At 32.2% G+C, this 21,063-nt stretch carries 16 protein-coding genes; 2 read left to right on the top strand and 14 right to left on the bottom strand.

Going from position 1 to position 21,063, the window contains the following annotated elements; translation table 11 throughout:
- Positions 1-157: 157 nt before the first annotated feature.
- Entirely contained in the window at positions 158-3,130 is a 2,973-nt protein-coding gene (locus tag BN2409_RS09485; RefSeq protein WP_053956400.1) for a Tn3 family transposase, read from the bottom strand.
- Positions 3,131-3,166: 36 nt separating this feature from the next.
- Positions 3,167-3,730, bottom strand: a complete 564-nt coding sequence (locus BN2409_RS09480) for a recombinase family protein (protein ID WP_053956399.1) — start codon at positions 3,728-3,730, stop codon at positions 3,167-3,169.
- A gap of 350 nt (positions 3,731-4,080) precedes the next feature.
- Between BN2409_RS09480 and BN2409_RS09475 the strand changes: the two genes are divergently transcribed.
- Positions 4,081-4,440, top strand: a complete 360-nt coding sequence (locus BN2409_RS09475) for a hypothetical protein (protein WP_053956398.1) — start codon at positions 4,081-4,083, stop codon at positions 4,438-4,440.
- Positions 4,441-4,511: 71 nt separating this feature from the next.
- On the opposite strand, the gene BN2409_RS09470 is transcribed toward BN2409_RS09475, so the two are convergent.
- Complete coding sequence (locus BN2409_RS09470) at positions 4,512-5,186, bottom strand: hypothetical protein (RefSeq protein WP_053956397.1); 675 nt, start codon at positions 5,184-5,186, stop codon at positions 4,512-4,514.
- Positions 5,187-5,437: 251 nt separating this feature from the next.
- Here BN2409_RS09470 and BN2409_RS09465 point away from each other — a divergent pair, with 251 nt between their 5' ends.
- A complete protein-coding gene (locus BN2409_RS09465) occupies positions 5,438-5,974 on the top strand; it encodes a cupin domain-containing protein (RefSeq protein ID WP_053957704.1) in 537 nt (178 codons plus the stop codon).
- Positions 5,975-6,119: 145 nt separating this feature from the next.
- Here the strand turns inward: BN2409_RS09465 and hypE are convergent, their stop codons facing one another.
- The 11 genes from hypE to BN2409_RS09410 form a co-directional block, all read right to left on the bottom strand.
- Positions 6,120-7,124 carry a hydrogenase expression/formation protein HypE gene (hypE, locus tag BN2409_RS09460; protein ID WP_053956396.1) on the bottom strand — a complete coding sequence of 335 codons (1,005 nt, stop codon included), beginning with the start codon at positions 7,122-7,124 and terminating at the stop codon, positions 6,120-6,122.
- A gap of 1 nt (position 7,125) precedes the next feature.
- Positions 7,126-8,196: a hydrogenase formation protein HypD gene (gene hypD / locus BN2409_RS09455; protein ID WP_053957703.1), complete on the bottom strand. Its 1,071-nt coding sequence runs from the start codon at positions 8,194-8,196 to the stop codon at positions 7,126-7,128.
- Positions 8,189-8,422 (bottom strand): HypC/HybG/HupF family hydrogenase formation chaperone, encoded by a 234-nt coding sequence (locus tag BN2409_RS09450; protein WP_053956395.1) that lies wholly within the window; start codon positions 8,420-8,422, stop codon positions 8,189-8,191. The genes hypD and BN2409_RS09450 overlap by 8 nt, the downstream gene beginning before the upstream one ends.
- 1 nt (position 8,423) lies before the next feature.
- Positions 8,424-10,700, bottom strand: a complete 2,277-nt coding sequence (gene hypF / locus BN2409_RS09445) for a carbamoyltransferase HypF (RefSeq protein ID WP_330375425.1) — start codon at positions 10,698-10,700, stop codon at positions 8,424-8,426.
- The gene (locus BN2409_RS09440; RefSeq protein ID WP_053956393.1) at positions 10,690-10,950 is read right to left on the bottom strand and encodes a hypothetical protein; all 261 of its coding nucleotides are present in this window, start codon (positions 10,948-10,950) and stop codon (positions 10,690-10,692) included. The genes hypF and BN2409_RS09440 overlap by 11 nt, the downstream gene beginning before the upstream one ends.
- A gap of 1 nt (position 10,951) precedes the next feature.
- On the bottom strand, positions 10,952-11,404 hold the full coding sequence (locus BN2409_RS09435) for a hydrogenase maturation protease (RefSeq protein ID WP_053956392.1): 453 nt from the start codon (positions 11,402-11,404) through the stop codon (positions 10,952-10,954).
- A gap of 1 nt (position 11,405) precedes the next feature.
- Entirely contained in the window at positions 11,406-12,815 is a 1,410-nt protein-coding gene (locus BN2409_RS09430; RefSeq protein WP_053956391.1) for a nickel-dependent hydrogenase large subunit, read from the bottom strand.
- Between the two features lie 17 nt (positions 12,816-12,832).
- Positions 12,833-13,711 (bottom strand): hydrogenase small subunit, encoded by an 879-nt coding sequence (locus BN2409_RS09425; protein WP_110943066.1) that lies wholly within the window; start codon positions 13,709-13,711, stop codon positions 12,833-12,835.
- Positions 13,712-13,811: 100 nt separating this feature from the next.
- Positions 13,812-14,402 (bottom strand): class I SAM-dependent methyltransferase, encoded by a 591-nt coding sequence (locus BN2409_RS09420; protein ID WP_207642562.1) that lies wholly within the window; start codon positions 14,400-14,402, stop codon positions 13,812-13,814.
- Between the two features lie 39 nt (positions 14,403-14,441).
- Positions 14,442-14,918, bottom strand: coding sequence for a cytochrome b5 domain-containing protein (locus BN2409_RS09415; protein ID WP_053956390.1), 477 nt, complete (start codon positions 14,916-14,918; stop codon positions 14,442-14,444).
- 469 nt (positions 14,919-15,387) lie between these two features.
- Positions 15,388-20,874, bottom strand: coding sequence for an S-layer homology domain-containing protein (locus BN2409_RS09410; protein WP_053956389.1), 5,487 nt, complete (start codon positions 20,872-20,874; stop codon positions 15,388-15,390).
- Positions 20,875-21,063: the final 189 nt, after the last annotated feature.

Below are 21,063 nucleotides of genomic sequence, written 5' to 3'. Positions count from 1 at the left end.
TTGCCAGCAACACTCTCTCAATTTTTGTTGTAATAAAAAATTGTTATTAGCTAAATAATATATCCTCACATACAGGGGTAAGGCAACCATTCGTGTAAAATAGGGCCACTTTACAAAATCTGTAAAACAACCCTATTATATTAAATTTTAAATCTATCTATAATAGACTAATATTAAAATCTAATTTTGGAGTAGCTCTCCCTTTATCCAAGCTATATCTACCAAATCTATTAATATGTTGATTTATATATGGGGAAAGAAGGGATAATATATCACTATCAATGAGATATCCTTTCTTTATAAGTTCTTGAATCGCTATAGACATATTATAAACATTATAAAAGATTACACAATTAGCAATTAAATGATTGTATTTAACTACTTTTCTTTGTTCTGATCTATCATTTTCAGCAATAACCCCTTCTCCTCCAAAGAATAACCACTTAGTAAAACCATTAAATGCTTCACTTTTATTAGTTGATTTCTGTATTGTGCTTCTAAGGTCTACATCTGATATATATTGAAGCAAAAAGCATGTTCTCTCCACTCTACCAAGTTCTCTAAAGGCTTGATAAAGTTTATTTTTCTTACTATAACTAGATAATTTTTTTAGAATGGTTGATGGTGTTATTTTTCCCATTTTTATGGAAAGTGTTACTCTTAACATATCCGGTAAATATGTTTCTATTAGATTCCAATCAATTTCATTTGAAAAAATATCATCTATATGTTCATAAATGTACGTTTTATCTGCTTTAAAAAAGGTTAAATCTTTCCAATTCCTTATTCTAGGCATTAATTTTATTCCAAGTAAGAATGAAAGTCCAAATATGCTTGTGTTTTGCCCTTGTGTATCAGCATGATATGTGTTAGGACGTATATCAGATTCATTTTTGATATTCTCGTCTAATATATAGACTCCTTCCCAAACCCCACATGGTATAAAATTACTAAATAATGCTATATATAGATCCGATACATGATAATAACCTATTCCTCCATATCCGCCATAGCGAATATGGTATTCAGAAACAAGATTTTTTTCATATAAATCCCATTTTGTACCATCAGCTGATGCTCTTTCACCTGTTCCCCAGTATTTAGGTAATGAAAAACAATTATAAGCATTGATTATACGATTATTAGCTTTATCTAGTTTTTCTTCTGTAATGTGTTTTTGATTGATCCAAGCTACTTGTTTTCTATTTATATCTTCTAAAGACCTTGAAGTTTGTGTTGGACCCAGATTACATCCATAACAAAAGCTTGTGATTATATACCGTTCTATAGGATTATCAATCTTAGAATCAAGCCCTGAAATAGGCCCAAAATATTTTGTCCAATTAAGCCATTGTTCAGTGTCAGATAAAATATCAAGAATATTTACTGGTTGTAAAGTGTCTGCCAATAAGGATTCAATTTGTTTTAAGATTTCAGGATCTTTTTTTCTTTTAATTTTTGACAAAATTGGTTCTCCTTTTTCAATTCTAAGATACTGGTTGTCAATAAAAGATTTATCTGCATTTGATGCCGTTTGTAATAATTTTTCTTTAGCAAATTCTATAAAATGTTTACCTTCAATAGGAATATTAACTTGTTCTCCAAATAAAGATATATTTTCTTTATATTCTTCCCACGTTATTAATTGCTCTCTATAATCTGAATATACATCACTATGTTTTATACATAAATCTCCTGATTTTAGATCATACATTATTTGATAGAATAAACAAGCTTCAAAATGCCTTCTATCTATTTTAGCAGGATAAATTTTTCTAGTTGTATGTCCAGTTAATAATTTCCACCAGTTATCAGTTACCCATGATAAATCAACTTCGTCTTTAACAAGGGGAATGTAATCAAGTTTATTTGAATTTTTATATTTTTTTATTATTTCTAATGCAATTTCAATAGTTTTATTTTGGGTAGTTGAATATAGCTCAATGGAATCAAGTAATTTGAAAAGAATCGATCTTTTACCTTTCAGACAAGTCCAAGAAAAGTGAAAGTAATTATTACCGGAGTAAGCATTGTGGTTATCGCATTCTTCAATAATCTCATCAATATCTTTGTTACCCATTACAGACTCAATAGCTTGGATTTTTTCATCGCTTGTTTCTTTACTATTATAGGCAATTAATATTTTTCTAAGTTTAGATATCAAATTGTCCGTAACTTGGGAATTATGTAGTTTATATTCATCCAGTTTATCTTTTGCTTTGTTTTGAGAGCTTTTTATAAATTTTATAAACATTTCACCAAAATCATCAAGAATACTAGAAAGTTTGTGTTTTAAAAAACAAATTGCTAAAGTATATCTTTTATATGGTTCTAATCTTTTCATTTGTGCAGAATTTAAAGTTTTTGCTTCAGATGCAAAATGCTTAACTTTTATATCTGGGATTATAGAAAGTATAGACAAATTTATTTTAAATGCCTTTATACTTTGATAATAAAGAATTATTTGTTTTAAATTTTTATTGGTAGGTTTTCCAGTTTCTTTTTTTAAAAGACTCCAAAATGAATATGTATCTTTATCTTCTACATTAAAAAAAGTATCAATCTTTTTTATAGTTTCTTGGCTTAAATTTTCATAGATATACTTGTAATAGGACTTATATACATTATGCCTAGTATTTCTTGAGATTCTTACTAATGTGCTAAAGGCTGGAAGTTCATATCGGTGTTTTATTAATTCTTCAAGAATTATATTTATAATATCCGCATCATTATCTTTTGTTTTTGATGCTTCCGTTGCTACTTTTATTATAAGGTTACGTGTTTTTTCTCCATAGGAAGTTATTTTTAGATACTCTCTAATTATAACTAAATGTCTTTTTTTAGAACTTGATTTATTATAGTTTTTTAAAATACTATCATTAAAAATCGCATTACAATAAGTAGTAATATGTTTTATAATAACTTGAGGAATAGCTGTAATATTAATAAAATACCCTAATCGCTGAAAACATTTGAGTGTTGCTAGAAAGCATATTTTTGATAAGTCTCCATTTGTATTTGAGTTTGCTAACTTTATTTCTTCATCTGAATGTGTATAAATTTTATATAATTCATCTTCAGTGATATAACTTCTTAATCTAGGGTAAGCAGTTTCAGTAATATTGGCCAAAATAAGTCCTCCCTCTGTAAATTCAAAAAAGTTTTTTTAAATAGTAGTCCTACTTTTAATAAACCGATACAAAGATGTTTTGCTAATACCAGTGGCATCTGTAATTTCTGAAATACTATATTCTTTGGAAGTATACATTTTTATAGCTAATTCTATTTTAGAATTCGAATAAATTTTAGGTCGTCCTCCTTTTCTTCCCCTAGCTCTAGCAGCTATGAGTCCTTCCTTAGTTCTTTGAGATATAAGATCTCTTTCAAACTGACTTATACCAGCAAATATGGTAAACATGAATTTCCCTTGTGGGGTAGTTGTATCAACCCAATTTTCTTTAATCGATTTAATGTTTGCTCCTTGCTTTTCAATAATATCTATTAATCTAAATAATTCCTTTGTACTTCTGCTCAACCTAGTTAAATCGGTTGTAACAATTGTATCCCCTTCCCGAAGCTGCTCAATCATTTTTTCAAGTTGTATTCTATTGGTCTTAGTTCCTGAAATTTTTTCTTCAAAGATTTTTTTGCAACCAAACTCTTTTAGTTGATCAATCTGTCTATCTAAGCTCTGATCTTCCGTACTTACTCGTGCATATCCTATAAACATGATATACTATACCTCCCTACATAGAATTAGTTTTAATAGTACCATAAACGATTAGTTGTGTATATATAATTACTTTGATTATAGCACCAAGTTATGGGACGTCCAAAATACGCATCCATTAGTTTAAAAATCTAGGATAAAAAAAGAACCATAAACGTCCGTTTACAGTTCTTTTTTAGTAAAAAATATTCTAAATTTATTTTGCAAAACTAAATTTTTTACATAAATTCAATATTGTGGAAAATTTAAAAGGGAATCTCGCTTTAAAATAGAATAATAAATAATAGAAACGCTATACATAAAAAAATCTTATATGTGCGAAATATAAGATATAAAACGGAGGTTTACAAATGAAAAAATTCAAAAAAATTACAAGTATGGCTTTGCTGGCAACTCTTTGTTTAGCTTCTAGTGTACCTTCTTTTGCAGCAGAAGGAAATGCCTACGTAGAACAAAATAAAGATAAAAATATGATACAACTTTTGTCTGAAACTAGAGGTATACACTATGAAGATGTTAAAGATCAACGTATAGTAAGAACATATCTAGATTGTGCTTATGGTTGCACAAGTGAATATTATACTTATAAGAGTATACGCTATTCCAACGGATATAAATGCACTGGCACTTCAAAAACAACCAGAACTGGTGAAGATGAAGATGGAAAATATAAAGAAGTTGTATATACATATTCCTATAAAACTTGGTAAATAGGGTATGTTTAAAAATTTAGAATGAATTTATTTAAGTGATCTGTCTATAAAAAATGTATAGCGTTTCTTTAATCATGATCTGCTCTTTTTACAACATTTCCTTTTTCATCTAAACCATGAATACATTCTACTTGTCTATTGTATGATTTAATATAGTGTTTTTCTGTATACGATTTTTTTATATTAGACTTAAAAGACATAATGAAGTAGCCATCTTCGTTCACATCTGTAAAAAGAGGTTCACTTTCAAATCGTTTTACCCTAATTTTTTTGATAGGAGTTTCTATATTCATTACTTTTCCACCAATAACAAATATATCATAATTTTTGTCATAAAATATATGATAGTTAATTCCTTCGCATTTAGCTAAAACTTCACTAGGCCAGACTTGTTTAGTGCTTTGAATCATATTGTCTTTTAGATTGATGTCGCATATATCTGTATATCCTAGTAATTTATCATTTATTTCTTCTAGAAACTCTTTTCCACAATATGTAATTAGATGATCTGTGTTAAATTCATATGTTGCATAGAATGTATCTTTATATTTCATTACTTTACCAATTTTAAAATCTGTAAATTTACAATTATATTTATCGTTGTATTTTTTTTCTAATTCATTTTTTAAAAGCGAAGATTGGATACTAGTGATATTTGTTAAATTATCTGGTTTGTTTTTGAATCCACAAAATGTTATTATAATACATACTAATAAAATTAGTACAAAGCAATTCTTTTTCATAAATAGCTTACCTCCTAAAGAAAGTGTTTTTATAGGATTAGTCTATATATTGCTATTATATTCATATAAACTATAATATATTCATCATTTTACCAATATAGGTAAATTATATAAATGTGTAAAATAGGGCTACTTTACAAAATTTGTAAAGTAGCCCTATTTTACACGCATGGTTGCCGTACCCCATACATACCATTCATATGAATTTAATCACTTTCTATATTAACAAAACATATTATATTATAAAGTTTATGAAAGGAATGAGTAATATGAATAATTATTATAGATCATATCCATACCCTTACTATGTTAACACACCCTTGTATAATGATTATAGAATGTATCCATATCCTTACTATAATAATGACCCAAATCAATGCATTCCATTGAAGGATTATGGACCCCAGCCCTTTGTAATAAATATTGAAGAAGCTACAAAACAAAACAACAATTTCCGTCTCGCTTTATGGACAGGTGATCATTTACAACTCACCTTGATGAGTATCAATGTTGGAGAAGACATAGGTTTAGAAACTCATCCAAACCTTGATCAATTCATACGTATTGAAGAAGGTCAAGGACTTGTAATGATGGGTGATAGTAAAGATCATTTAGATTTTCAAAGAAGAGTGTTTGATGATTATGCCTTTATTATACCCGCTGGAAAATGGCACAATTTAATCAATACAGGTAATACCCCACTCAAATTATACTCTATTTATGCACCACCTCAGCATCCATATGGCACAATTCATCCAACAAAAGAAGATGCAGAAGCTGCTGAATAGAAAGCCCCTACTGCAAATAAAAAATGCTTCATGCACCCTGCACTAAGCATTTTTTATTTGCTAGCTTTATTATGAGTATATTTCTTATTTTATTCAAAACTTCTACAGCACCTTAGATTCAATATTTATATAATAATCATTTTTATTAGCATATTCTTGGTAACATAACGCCCTCTAATGGTCCTATAATTCTTTTCCCTCCAATAAGTGTTTCCATAAATACTATAGATTGAATACCACTGTTAACAAAGCTTCCAATTATCGCAGCATCTTTACACCCTTCACATTGTCTAATTTCTTTTAATATATTTTTAGATTCATTTTGATCCACTACTAATATCATACGACCTTCACATGCTAGGTAAAGGGGGTCTAGTCCAATAAGTTGATTAACAGAAACAACTTCTTTTTTTATGGGTATCTGTTCCTCTAGTAAGCGAATTCCCATTCCAGCAAATTCTGCAACTTCATTTAATGATGTGGCCAGTCCTCCCCTTGTTGGGTCTTTCATTAATTTAATTTTATTTGCGTATTTTGAAAGTTTTTCAATCACCTTATTGAGTGGCATACAATCACTCTTAAGATCTCCTTTGACTTTTATTTCGTATCGTTGTATAGCTATGGTTGTACCATGCTCCCCGATGCCTCCAGTAACAATTACTCTATCTCCTTCTTTGATTGGTTTTTGTTCATATTCTCTGTTTAATACGCCAATTCCCGAAGTATTAATAAACAATCCATCTACTGCTCCCTTTTCTACTACCTTTGTATCTCCGGTAACAATTTTAACTCCAGTTTCTTTACACATTTTACCCATTGATCCAACAATATTCTCAAGTAAATCTATACTAAATCCCTCTTCAATAATAAATCCACAACTAAGATAAAGTGGCCTAGCTCCAGATACAACTAAATCATTTATAGTTCCACACACAGCTAATTTACCAATGTCTCCTCCTGAAAAAAATAGAGGATTTACTATAAATGAATCTGTTGTAAAAGCCAGTTTACATTGACTCACTTCAAATACAGAAGCATCTAGTGAATTGATTAATAAGTTATTACTAAAATGCTTATAAAAAATTTCCTTAATTAATATACTTGTATCCTTACCACCATCGCCATGTACTAATTTAATATTATTACCCACTCTACACTTCCTCCCTATATCGGTAAGCAATAGCACAAGCTCCTTCTGTAGATACCATACAAGGCCCATGAGGAGTTAGGGGATTACATCCTCTATGAAAAAGTTCACATTCTCTCGGTGTCTTATTTCCTAATAAAATGTCACTACATACACATTTGGTGATGTGTTTTTGGCTTTTAATTTTTACTATAAAGTTTTTTTCAGCATCAAGATCCTCATACTTTTTCTGAATTGTTAAAAAAGAGTTCTCAACCTCTCCAATTCCCCTCCACTGTCCATGGGAAACTTGAAATACTTCTTCTAACAATCCATTTGCAACAGGATTTCCTTGATGTTTTACACATCTTTTATACAAATTTTCAAAGTGTCTCTTTTCATTATTGCTAATCTGTTTGACTAAATAATAAATGCATCCTAAAATATCAAGAGCTTCAAATCCACATACAGTAGCTGGAACATTGTAATCATCTACTATAAACTTAAAGTAGCTAGCACCTTTTATAGAAGCTACATGTCCTGGACAAATCAATCCTTGAATTTGACTTTTTGGTTGTTTTAATATGTGATGCAAAATTGGTGGCATTAACTTTATGGATGTAAGAAAGAATAAATTATCAATACTTTTCTCAAAAGCAGTTTTAATAGCTAATGCAATAATTGGTGCAGTAGTCTCAAATCCTACCCCAAGAAATATAATTTCTTTCTCTTTATGGTCTTTTGCCATTTCTATTAAATCTAAAGGAGAGTGAATGATCATCACATTCTTTCCCTTACTTTTCTCATCTAGTAAACAATTTTTCGTTCCTTTGACTCTTAATAAATCTCCAAAAGTCGCAATAGTAACATCATAATTATTTAACATTTCAATTGCTGTATCAATATATTTCTCATCCGTTACACATACTGGACACCCCGGACCTGACAGTAGTTTTATTCTAGGAGACAATAATGACCTAATCCCTAGCTTAGATATCATTTGTGTATGGGTCCCACATACCTCCATAATTTTAATTTCTTTCTGAGCCATTTTATTAATCTCATTCACTAAATATTTTATTAATTTTTTATCCATATTTTCTTTCATCCTTCTCCAAAATACATTTAAAAATATTAGATAAATCATTAAAGTATGCTTGATCCACCTTCTCAATAGCACAGCCTGCATGAACTAATACATAATCTCCAACCTTTGGCTTATGAATCAATTGTATATTCACTGTTGTTTCTACATCCATTATATTTACTGTAGCCTGTGTATTAGATATATCAATAATTTGGCCAGGAACTGCTATACACATTCTACCCCTTCCCTCCTATTACATCTGCTATAGCTAATTGTCCTACTGAAATACCACTATCATTAATAGGAATCTGCTGATTATAATAAACAACTAAATCCCTTTCTTTTAATTTTTTTGATACATATAATAATAAATAGTTATTCTGAAAAACTCCTCCACTTAAAACAACTTGTTTTATGTCATACCTTTTACTTATTTTACAAACTAAATCTACCGTTGCATTACCAATTGTGTTATGAAATTTAGCTGAAATAACAGAAGTGGGGATTTCCTCTTTTAGATCTCTTAAAACACCCAGTATAATACTGTCATAATCAATTTGATATACATGATCTTTATGGATAATGCAATACTCATAATCTTCTTCTATAGAAGGGTTTACTATATTTTCTAATTCAATAGCTCCCTGTGCATCATAAGTAATTCTATGACATAAGTTAAGTATAGATGACACACAATCAAAAAATCGTCCCATACTAGATGTTTTAAAACAATTTATATTTTTATCTAAAGCCTGTGTTACCATATATATTTCTTCTTGATTGATCCCTTTTAATACTTTATTTGCATCATAATTCATTGAATGTAAATAGCTTAGAGCAACTCTCCATGGTTCTTTGATTGCTTGATCTCCCCCTTGGATTGTTACATATTTAAGATGTCCTACCCTATCAAAGCTTTTCCGTGTGCCAACTAAAAATTCTCCACCCCATATGGTTTCATCTGTACCTAAACCCGTTCCATCAAAAACCACTCCAATTACAGCATCAAAGAGATTATACTCTACCATACAACTTACCATATGGGCATGATGGTGTTGTACAATAACTTTTCTCTTGAATTGATACTTAGGGTCTTGTAAACACGGATACCGTGACTGTAAATCAAAGGCTAACATATTTGGTGTAGAATCTAATAGTTCCGTCAGATTATCTATTGCTTTTTTATATGTACTGTAAGCATCAAAATCCTTTAGGTCACCTAAATACTGACTCAGATAACCATAGCCATTTTTAGACAAACAAAAGGTATTTTTCTGTTCTGCACCAAAAGCTATTATTTCATTATTTACCTTCATATCAATAGCATAAGGAGTATATCCCCTAGCTCTTCTTATAACAACTTCCTTATTATCTATAACCACTGCTACTGAATCTTCAACAGGTATATGAATTTCACGATTATGTACTAAAAAATAGTCAGCAATATTTCTTAAATAATCTACAGCTTCATCATTCTCATACTGAATGGGTCCTCCACTCACATTCCCACTAGTCATTACCATAAAGGAAATACCATCCTTAAATAACAAATAATGTAAGGGTGTGTATGGAAGCATAATACCTATTTTTTTTGTATTAGGAGCAATTATATCTGGTAATATGCTAGATTCTTTTTTATTTAAAATTACAATAGGACTTTTATTACTTAATAATACCTGCTCCTCTTCTTTACTAATATAAGCTAGTTCTTTGGCAGTCTCTATATCTTTTACCATAATAGCAAAAGGTTTATGGGGTCTATTTTTTCTCCTTCTCAAGACCTCTATCCCTTCTTCATTTTCTGCTTGACATGCTAGATGAAACCCTCCCAATCCTTTGATAGCAACTATTTTTCCCTGCTTAATAAAATGAATCGTATCTTTAATTTGATGCTCACTTAATAAATCTTCTCCTTTTGAATTTAATAATTGTAAAGAAGGTCCACACTCAGGGCAACAATTAGGTTGAGCATGGAATCTTCTATGATTTGGATCATTATATTCTTTTTCACATATAGGACACATTTTAAAAGACTTCATAGTAGTATTTATTCTATCGTAGGGTAACCTTTTAATAATAGAATAACGTGGACCACAGGATGTACAGTTTGTAAAAGCATACTGATATCTTGGATTTGAAGGATCAAGAATATCACTAAGACACTCTGAACATATAGAAACATCCCCTGCAACAAATTGAGTCTCATTTTCACCTGATGAGCTTTTTACAATATTAAACTCTTTATATCCTGTAAGTTTTGTAGGTGTTATTTTAATCTTTTCTATATGAGCAAGTTTAGGAGGTTCTTTTATTATTCTTTTCAAAAACTCTTTGACGTTATTTCTTTCTCCCTCCAAATCCACCACTAAAGCACTTCCCTGATTACTTACCCATCCCTTAATATTAAAAATAATTGCTTGATTATATACATAAGGTCTATATCCTACCCCTTGGACAACTCCCTGAATTTTAAGAAAATATCTTTTTTTATTAGGTTTATCCCTATGCTCCAAATGTCTCACCTTGAATACTTTTAATAATCGCAGTCTGTTCTTCTATTTCTTCCCTTTGTATTTCAATTTTTAGTTCATTGGCTATTATATCTAAATTATGAAGTTTTAAATGCTCTAGTAAGTTTTCTTCATTTATATGACTATCATGATTTACAACTAAAGTAAATTTCTCAATTCTATTTATTTTATTTTCATTACATATTTCCTTTAATGAATGTGAAATCTTGTTCAATAAAAAAGTATCATGCATCTTAACTCCCCCTTATAACTTGATAAATAAATTTATGAATTTCTTCACATATACTTAAAAACTTTTTTCTAAGTGTTTCACTTAAATCTAAACTAAAGTGTATTTTTTCTACTTCAATTCCTACAATATACCCTTTGACTGACTTCTTATATGTGTTTAATAGGTCAATTAAACTAGGCTGATGTTGAGAATAAATTTGTCCCTGCCTCTTCATTGCTTTTTCAATAGGAGTAAATGTTACTGTTCCAGGAGCTATATTAAAATAAGTTGAATCAATAATAAATAGCAAATCTTCATCATCTATTTTACTTAGAGAATAATCAATATCTGTCTCTCCAAAGATCACTTGTATTTTTTCTTTTTCTAATTCTTGTGAAAGATTCTCTAAAACTTTAATCCCTATGCCATCATCTCCCATTATTCTATTCCCTATAGCTATACATTTTATCTTCATATTAAACAACCCTAATCTCAACTGAAGAATATCCATCACCAAATACATGGGTAGCACAGGAAACACATGGATCAAAGGATCTAACGATTCTTCCAATTTCCACTGGATTCTTTATATCTTTAATAGATGTACCTATTAATGCTTTTTCAATTACTCCTTTCATTCCTCTAGAGTCTTCTGGTGAAAGATTCCATGTGGTCGGGGTAATAATTCCATAGTTCTTAATCACTTGATTATCAATAGACACCCAGTGTCCCAGTCCACCTCTTGTTGTATCTATTAATCCTTTCCCTCTAGCCTTTTGAGGGAATTCATATCTATCTTGCTGTGCTGGTTTTAACTCTACTTTCTCCAATAATCTTTCCATAATTTCTATAATTTTTTTTGCTTCTAAAACTCTAGCAATCGTTCTATCCATTGTTGAAATTCCCCTAGTATACCCACCACTTAAATACATTCTAGCTAATGGTCCAACTTCCATAGGGTATCCTTCATATCTTGGGGCTTTAATCCAACTATATGCTTCTTCTTTATATACATTCTCATCTACAGTTGGATCAAAAGGCCTTTGTTCCACCTTGTTTGCCTCATACCAAGCTCTATAGATATTTTCTGTTATATTATCAGGGTTAAATTCATGTTTCTGACCACTAATCAATACTTGTGGTGCAATATAGAAAAGATCTTTTTCTGTGTAGGTATCAAATACACCATAGGACATCAAATTTTTATATCCTACTCCATTATGAAAATAATCCTGATAATACTCTGATATTATATAAACATCTGGAATCATTCTATTGATTACAAATTCTTTTATAGATTTTAGAATAGACTTAACCTTGATAAATTTTGAAACATCTAAATTTACCGTTACTCCACCTACAAATATTCCATGATTATGGGGAGCTTTTCCTCCAAGAACAGCCAACATTTCATGGGCTAAACGGCTATACTCAACAGATTCAATATAATGATTGGATAATTTTAAATTTAACTTTTCAGGTAGTCTGTAATCATTGTGATTTTCCCTATACAATGGTTGAATTTCAGGACCTTTCACAAAGTCTGGAAGCGTATATTGGTAAAAGTGCCTTAAGTGATTCTGTATAAATTCACATCCATGCATAAAATCCCTGATCATTTTGTCATTTTCGTTTGGAACAATATCTAATATATTTTCTAAAGCTAATGTAGATGCCATAGAGTGTGCTGTAGAGCATATTCCACAGATTCTTTCTGTAAAATATATAGCATCTATAGGGGGTCTACCTTTTAACATTTTTTCAAATCCCCTAAAAAGCATTCCACTACTTTTAGCATCAATAATTTCATTTTTCTCCACTTCTACTTGTATTTCTAAAAATCCACTAATACGAGTAATTGGATTGATTGTAATTTTATTTCCCATAATTCCCTCCAAAATACTTAATATCTTACAAAGGGTTCCATCCCATCTGGAAATCTTTCTTGAGCACATCCAATACAAGGTGTATTATCCTCTATAGGCCAATTGACATAGCCATTCCACTGCCTTACTGGACAATCAGTTCTCGTCACAGGTCCTCTACAGCCTAGTTTGAACATACACTCCTGATCCCCTAGTTTCGTAGCAAAAATCCCTTTATCAAAATAAGATCTTCTACTACATCTATCATGAATAGTGATTCCATAAAAAATAATCGGTCTATTTTTTGCATCTAAGGTAGGTTTTCCAAAAGCAACAATACTTGCTATAGTTCCAATAGCCCAATCAGGATGACTAGGACATCCTGGAACCTTAATTACTTCTTTATCTAAAAACTGACTCACACTTACACTTCCTGATGGGTTTGGTTTCGCAGCAGATGGCCCTCCATAGGAGGCGCATGTTCCTACTGCAACAATATATTTAGCTTTTTCTCCAGCCATTTTTACTGCTTCCATAGCTGTGATTCTCTTTCCTTTGTAATTAGCAATAATATTATAAAGACCGTTATCCTTTGTAGAAACTGCCCCCTCAACCACAAGGATAAAATCTGTATCTAAAGTATCTAAAAATTGTTTAAAAGCTGCTTCTCCCTCTGCTGCCATAAGACTGTTATTATATTTTAACGTGATTATCTCTTGTAATAAATAAATCACATCAGGGTTTTCTGCATTTAAGAGAGATATAATATTACCAGAACATCCAGTAGCTTCTAACCAGATCAAATTTAATTTTTTATGCTTTGAACTCCTTACTTCTTTTATTGCAAGATGAATCATTTTTTTAGCTGTCATATCCTTAGAATCAAGGATTGGACATCTGGTAGATATTCTATTCAAGTGATTACCTCCCAAACTATTCTTCTAAAACACCTATTGGATCAGATCTATATAAATAGACACAATTTAATCTTTATAATCTGGCTTTAAGTCCTAGTAGTTACTTTTTTGCAATAATCACAAACATTTCATCATTATCAATCTCAGTAGTTGTCTTTAAACCTAAATTTTCTAAGTATTCCTTAATCACATTCATTTTTTCTAATTGATCTTTTGATACTGCCTTAGAAACCTTTTTATGAAAATTATTAATTTCTCTTCTACTTTGAGAATGACAAATTGTAAACTTACCATCTTTTTTTAAATACTTTACTATAGTTTTAATTGCTAATTGCTTATTTGAAAGGTGTGGAAAAACTGAATAACAAATGATCGACTCAAAGTATTCTATTGGTAAAGAAGTTTCTAAAATATCACCACAAATAAAAGAAACATTGTCATTTGGATATTTTTTCTTTGCAATTTCAAGCATTTTATCTGAAAAGTCAATGGCTATGATTTTGCCTTGCTCTCCAATCTTCTCTCTTAGATACGGTATAAGAATACCTGTTCCTGTGCCTACATCTAATACCTTTGATCCCTTTTCAATATTAAGTAGGTTTATAATATGCTTAATTTTATTCGTATCATGCTTACAAATCAGATCCCATTCTTTAGCCATAGAATTAAAAAAATCTTTTTGAGTAATCAAACTTAATACCTTCTCTCTTTTTATGAGATTCCTATTCAATCAAGATGATTCTTTAAATACCCCTACTTTCGATAAATTTCTTAAAACTTCTAATCTACCATTATGACATCCATTAAATTGGGCAGTCAAATCTTTTCCAGCATATAACCCAAAATGAGTTCCTCCTCCCCAGGTTGGCTCTAAGCTTACATCATAAACAATTCCATTTACAGCTACATAAGCAGGTTTTCCATTTGACCCATCATACTGTGCTAAATCCTCAACGGTAAATATTCTTTCTTCAGGTAAATTTCTTTGACTTGGCTGTGTCCTTTGATTTAACTGATTTTCTCCATTGTTTATATAATGATAGTAATAATTTTGCCAATAATAAAGATGCATTCTTTCATTATAAAGCTGAATTTCATAAAACATCCTTTGATATGGGTTGTTGCTGAATGTAATCATATCTTTGTAGTATTCTATATTTCTATATATGGATGATAATATTGAATAGTAGCCATTTTTATTATTCATTTCATCCCTCCAATATGCAATTCTCTAAATTATATGCTAGTAAATAATGTATGATTAGATAATATTTATTATGATTCATTTATGGATCATAATAGATTTCATATAATCCTTCAATCAGCAGACGAATTAAGAAAACCTTATTCTTTGGGTAATCACAAACAATCAATCCATGCATAATATAAAACAAAAAATATTATTTATCAGTGTAAATATTAAATAGGTTAAAGAAATTGTCTTCAACCTCTTTTTAGAGGAAATTTCTAAATAAGAAAAAGAATTAGAAATTCTTAAAATAAGTTAGTTTGCAGATGCAATATAAGATCAAACTTTAAAAGACAACTTCTATTTGATGAGTATTTGAAATTGATTAAAAATAATGTATTCTATATATGAAAAGGACAGCACCAAAAATGCTGTCCCTTTCATATTAATACAAGCCTAGTAATTTGCTTACTATTAAAAACCACTTTTATTTCTTTTCTACAAGCTCTACAAAACATTTTAGCACTGCACTAACCTCGGCTCTAGTTGCTATACCTTGAGGATCAAATCGATTGTTATCCTTTCCTGCAAGGATACCTGCCATTTGCATTTGCTTCACTGCTGTTTTTGCATAGCTTGAGATTTTTGCATTATCTGCAAAGGTATTTTCTTTGTTTACTTGTGGTAATTCAAAGCCTATTGTCTTTGAGTAGTTTGCCATAATTACAGCCATTTGCTCACGAGTGATAGATTGGTCTGGTGCAAAATTAGTGACTGATATACCATTCACAATACCATTTTTATTTGCCCATTCTATATATGGCATATAATAGGTATCTATCTTCACATCTGCAAAACCGCTATCTTTATAGCCACTTACTTCAGCTTTAGCAAGTTTTCCAAGTACTGTAACAAACATTCCTCTTGTCATAGACATATTTGGAGAAAATTTTCCTTCTCCTGTACCGCTAAAAATTCCTCTTGCAGTTACAAACTCAATATCGTCCTTTGCCCAATGATTTGCAATATCTTTAAAAGTAGTTGTTGTAGAGATCATTGTTGTATCTTCTTTATATCCTACTGCAAATTTAGAGAAGTGGTATGTCACAAAAGACAATGTTTTTCTTTTCTCGTTATAAACAGAGTTTGGCATTTCATGAACCTTGCCATCATTATCAATGTAGTAAGCTATCACATTTTCTGCCTTTTCCTTTTCACCCAAGGTATATGGAATAGAAACAGAAATCTTTCCCTTACCAAAATCAGTTACTTTCTTGCCGTTTGTACCTGTAATGGTAAGATCAAATACAGGACGATTGCCTACAACAGCTTTTGCTTCAGCAGAAAGTGTGCTATTATCTACCTTTTTCGCTGACACATTAACATCAGCACCTATTTCCTTTTGGATTGTTTGTAATGTTTCAATATCTAGATTCATTGTTACCACACCACTGTTAATACAAAGTTCTTTCTCTTCTTCTTTAACCAATTTATCTATCGTTGTCTTTGGTAAATTTGCAGAAAGATTACTTGCAGTACTATTGGAGGAAGAACCACCTCCAGACGAACCGCCTCCAGAGTTGTGCTTTGTAACTGCCAGCTTCCCTTTACCTATTTGAATGTCATAGTTTTTCTCAGTATTACCACTTTGGTTAAAGATAGGTGCTGTAGTAAACACAATATCAAAAGTACCTACCTTTACAGCCTTCAATTTTGTGTTGTTTTCTTGTGCTTCCATCTCAACACTTTCTGCATTGATTGATGTGATAGTTTCTCCTATAATCCCTGTATCAATACTCCAAGTAAATGTAGGAAAAGAAGCATTGGATTTGATACTCATATCATTAGGTTTAGCCATGATTTGCTTCTTTGTGATTTCAAAGCCTATAGTAGTTGTACCCACATAGGTATTAACACTTTCACCGCTAACAGTCAGTATAAGGTTATATTTTCCTGCATTGGTTGGTGCGTTTTCACTTTTGTCATAGGTTGTGCCATCTCTGCCTATATATTTTGCTGTATATGTAATCCCTGACACGGCTTCTGTACCGTCTTTGAAAATTGGTGTACCTGTATAAGCATACGGCTTTCCATTATACATTCCACCTGAAAATACAGCTTCAACATTAAGCGGTATCTTATCTATGGTTTTTACATTCAAATCAACAGTAAATTCTTTGTAATTCTTAGATGCTACTTTAATTTGTATGGTTGCTGTTTTGTCCTTATCAGATACCTTTGCAACCTTTAGGGTAATTTTACCATTCTTTATATCCCCGTCTGTAGGATTCTGTGCCAAAACTTTATCCGTGTTGGTTACTGTTCCTACTGTATAAGTAATATCTCCAAAGCTTTTACCCTCGAAAAGCGCTGGTAGTAGTTTAGTTAAATCAAAGGAGTATTCCTTTTCTAAACCGTTTACAACCTGCATTTCTTGATTTACTCCTGTAATAGTTGCCTGTGTGATAGATACATTTCCGCTGACATCTGTTGCTGCAAGATTATAATAGTCCTTATGGTCACCATCCAAAATAATGCTAGTTGCAGTAAAGGACTTTCCTGTGCCAACATTGACGTCTGTGACTGTGCCGCTTGCTGTTGCAGTTACGGTGTCACTGCTTTTTACACCTATCAAAGTTGTAAGCGCAACATTTGTAAAACTATTTGTTCCATCATATTCCTTGCTTGCAGAAGCATCGGAAGTATTCACCACTGCAGAGGTGATAGCCTTTTTATTCAACGTAACAGTTACGTTTTCATTGTAATCAGCCATGTTGCTGTTGCCTACATATTTTGCAGTAATGATATTATCTCCAATTACAAGGTCTTTTTCTGATGTATCATAAGTCATAGTGTAAATGTCGTTTGTTGCATTAACTGGCTCTGTAATCTGCTTGTTTCCTACAAACAATGCCATCTGGTTTGCTGTTGGTGCAGAAAAACTACGAGCCATCTTCAAACCGTTTGTTGCAGGTTTAGTTCCTGTTGCTTTTGGTGCTACTTTTACAGTAATGGTATCCCCATAGTTAAAGGTATTAGTTTCAGTATTATCCTTATAGGTTTTAATGCCGCCATCAAAGGTTGTATCAGATTGGGTGATGGTAAACGGAACATAGGCTGTCGTTGCCGCATAATCATTATCTGCTGAAACACTTACCTTTGCATAATAAGTTCCTGCATTCTTCGGCGCACCACCATTAGTTGTCGCACCGCTGTTTGTTTCGTTTGTCTGAGTACTACCAGTATTGTCCGTATAGTAACCGTCAATGTTTGCAGTTCCTGTGCCGCTCCACGTAAAGTACTTTCCTTTTATTGTAGGCAATTCAAATGCAGTTCCATCGTAGACTCTGGAAATACTTTCCCCTACCAATGTCAAGCAGTTTTCTAATTTTACAGGAACGGATACAGCCACACCATCATCACTTGGCATAGTAAAGCTAAAGGTGCAGGTATTCTGTAGCGAAGTATAATCTCCCTGTGTCTTTTCCACGCTAAGAGGTGTACTGCCTTTTGTTACTGATGCAATGTCAGAAATCACATACCCTGCCTTTGCTGTTACAGTAAAGCTTACTGTTTCGTCTTTTTTTCCATAAAGCAAGTTATCATATTTTGGGGTATTATCCCCTGCAATAAACTCTATTTTATTATTGTTGACAGCATTTTGGATCGCATCGGTATTGATTCGATACCATGTATTTCCTGTGGTGGAAACACCGTCATTTGCCGCATTAAAATAAATATTAGGTGCCTCAATAGAACCCTCTTTCATAATCACACCAGGCTTATTGATAACAACATTTCCATCTCTAACAAAAATAATTTTTTTGGCAGTATCATTCTGTAAGGTTCCACCATCTATGATAATATTACTGCCAACATCTTGAGCAAAAACAACGGTAGACCCATTAGATGTTATCAGTTTCGCATTCCCTTTGATGTGTAAATCAGCTCCACCCCCAAGATAAACAACTCTACTTTTAGTTGTGACAATTTGAACATTATCTTCAATGGTAAGCTTTCTATGTGGTGCACTTGAAAAGTATGTAATTGCGCCTCCAAGATTGTTTTCCTCACTATAGCTAATGGTTCCAGCCCCTGTTATAGTAAGGGGATAACTTTGACTACCATATGGCGCTATGACACCATTACTTCCTGAGCTTGACAAGGTCTTTCCATTTAAATTTAAAGTGATATCTCCTTTCATATTATGATCGGGTACAGAGCTAGTTCCCAGGTCAATATCTTTAAGCAGGGTGATGGTTGATTTTTCACCTTTCGGTACTGCTGCAAATGCAGAATTCAAATTATCATAATAGCTATTATTTCCGTCAATCACTACACCTGCAACTGCATCCACTATTTTCACTGTGGCGATACCGCTGTATATAGAATAATCTCCGCAAGTAACATCACAATAATAAGTATATTCTCCTGCTACCTTGCCTATAGGTATGGTATAGGAAGCTTCTGTAGCTGATGGAATTTTTTTACTGTTCTCGTACCACTGATAAGTAATCGTGTCAGTAGATTGAGCTAAATCCGTCTTTTCTGCCGTAATACTAAATTTTGGTGGATTGGTATAGCCTTGAGGCAGGGCAGCATTGTAAGAAAGATCAGATATAATTTTCACAGTTGCATCTGTTGTAGAACGAAAGGAAGAGGTTACCACATCCCATTTGTATTCATAAGCAGTGCTGCCAATTGTAATCTTTTGGTCATAGCCGTTTCGAATCCAAAGGGTAATCTTCCCATCTGTCTTTTCAGAGTCTGCAGTGTTCCAATCCTGAGTACCAAAAAAGGTATTCTCTATACTAATCTTCTCTCCCTCCTGATAAGGAAGCTGAATCTTTGTATAGTCGGTAACGGATCCGTTAATTCTTCCACCCTGGATTTTGATTCCGCCATCTGCCACATCGCCATTTAGCACACCACCATTAATTCCGTGAGACTTGGTGCTCAACTTTCCAACTGTTACTGTGCCACCATTCAGAGTTAGGAGCATAACCCCCCTGGTAGTGCTTAAATTTCCAATCTCTGCTCCCTCCCAAGTGAAGGAGCCAGCGTTAATGGGGATACCGGTAGATGTGAAAACCTTTCCCGTTTGTGGAGAATACACTTCTCTAGGAATAATCACATCTGCTCCATCAATGGACATCTCTCCGAAATGGCTAGGATCTCCATTTATTCCAATGAAATTTCCTTTGGGATCGATGGTAATCCTGCCTTTTTTGAATTTAATATTTCCATAAGGCGCCTTTCTCCCTTCAGCATACAATCCGCCGTTAATGGCAAGGGACCCTCCGCTTTTAGAATCTGTGACTTCCATATTCGTCAACACAGCTGTTCCAAAGTATTTTTCCAAATCCGCCGAACCAGTGTAGGTGAGGGAGTTTGCCTTACCATTTAGATCTACAATCACCTGTAAGCGATTCTTATCTTTATAGTTCGTGTCTTTTGCCTTTAAACATTCATTGGCAGTTTCCACGGTAATGCCGTCTAAAATTAGGTTTACTGTACCCTTTTCAGCTGCAACCAATATTCCTGTGCTAGAAGAAGCTGCCCCATCCATACTTAAGGTGTAGCTTCCGCTTGAGGTAATGGTAATCAGTCCTCCATTATCTGTACTTGTTTCAAAGTTACCATCTGAAGATGTAATCTTAAGATGATTTACTGTTTTAGTATTACTACCTGTAGCAAGTTCCCCTACTTTATCTAAAGAATATACCTGTTTCTCCAAAGAATCCACAGATTCTTTTACAACAGTTTCTTCCTCATAGACAGTGTGTCCCACCGTTGCTGCTACATTTTTGGGTAAAAGCAATTCTTCTTCCAATGTTCCCATCGGAGTGGTGATAGTTTTTGTTTCTTGTGTTGAGTTACTTTCTTCAGCATATGCCACCGGAATACTCATCTGAAGCATTAAGCTAACAGATAGGATTCCCGAAAGAACTTTCTTTGCAATTTTAGATTGCATGTTGTCTTCCTCCTTTTTCTTAAATCCATCCTAAATCTATCTTGCTTAAAGTAAAAATTTTTTTAAATTCCAATTCCTAGCCTCCTTTCAAGGTGTGGAACAATGCTTTTTGTTTGTCAATATTATTTTAGAGAAAATTTATATTTCTTTCCAGTACGAAACTTGCATCTATTTGCTTCAAAATTCGTA

The sequence above is a fragment of the Inediibacterium massiliense genome, assembly GCF_001282725.1.
GTDB lineage: Bacteria > Bacillota > Clostridia > Peptostreptococcales > Thermotaleaceae > Anaerophilus > Anaerophilus massiliensis.
This window is presented reverse-complemented; position numbering and strand designations above follow the sequence as displayed.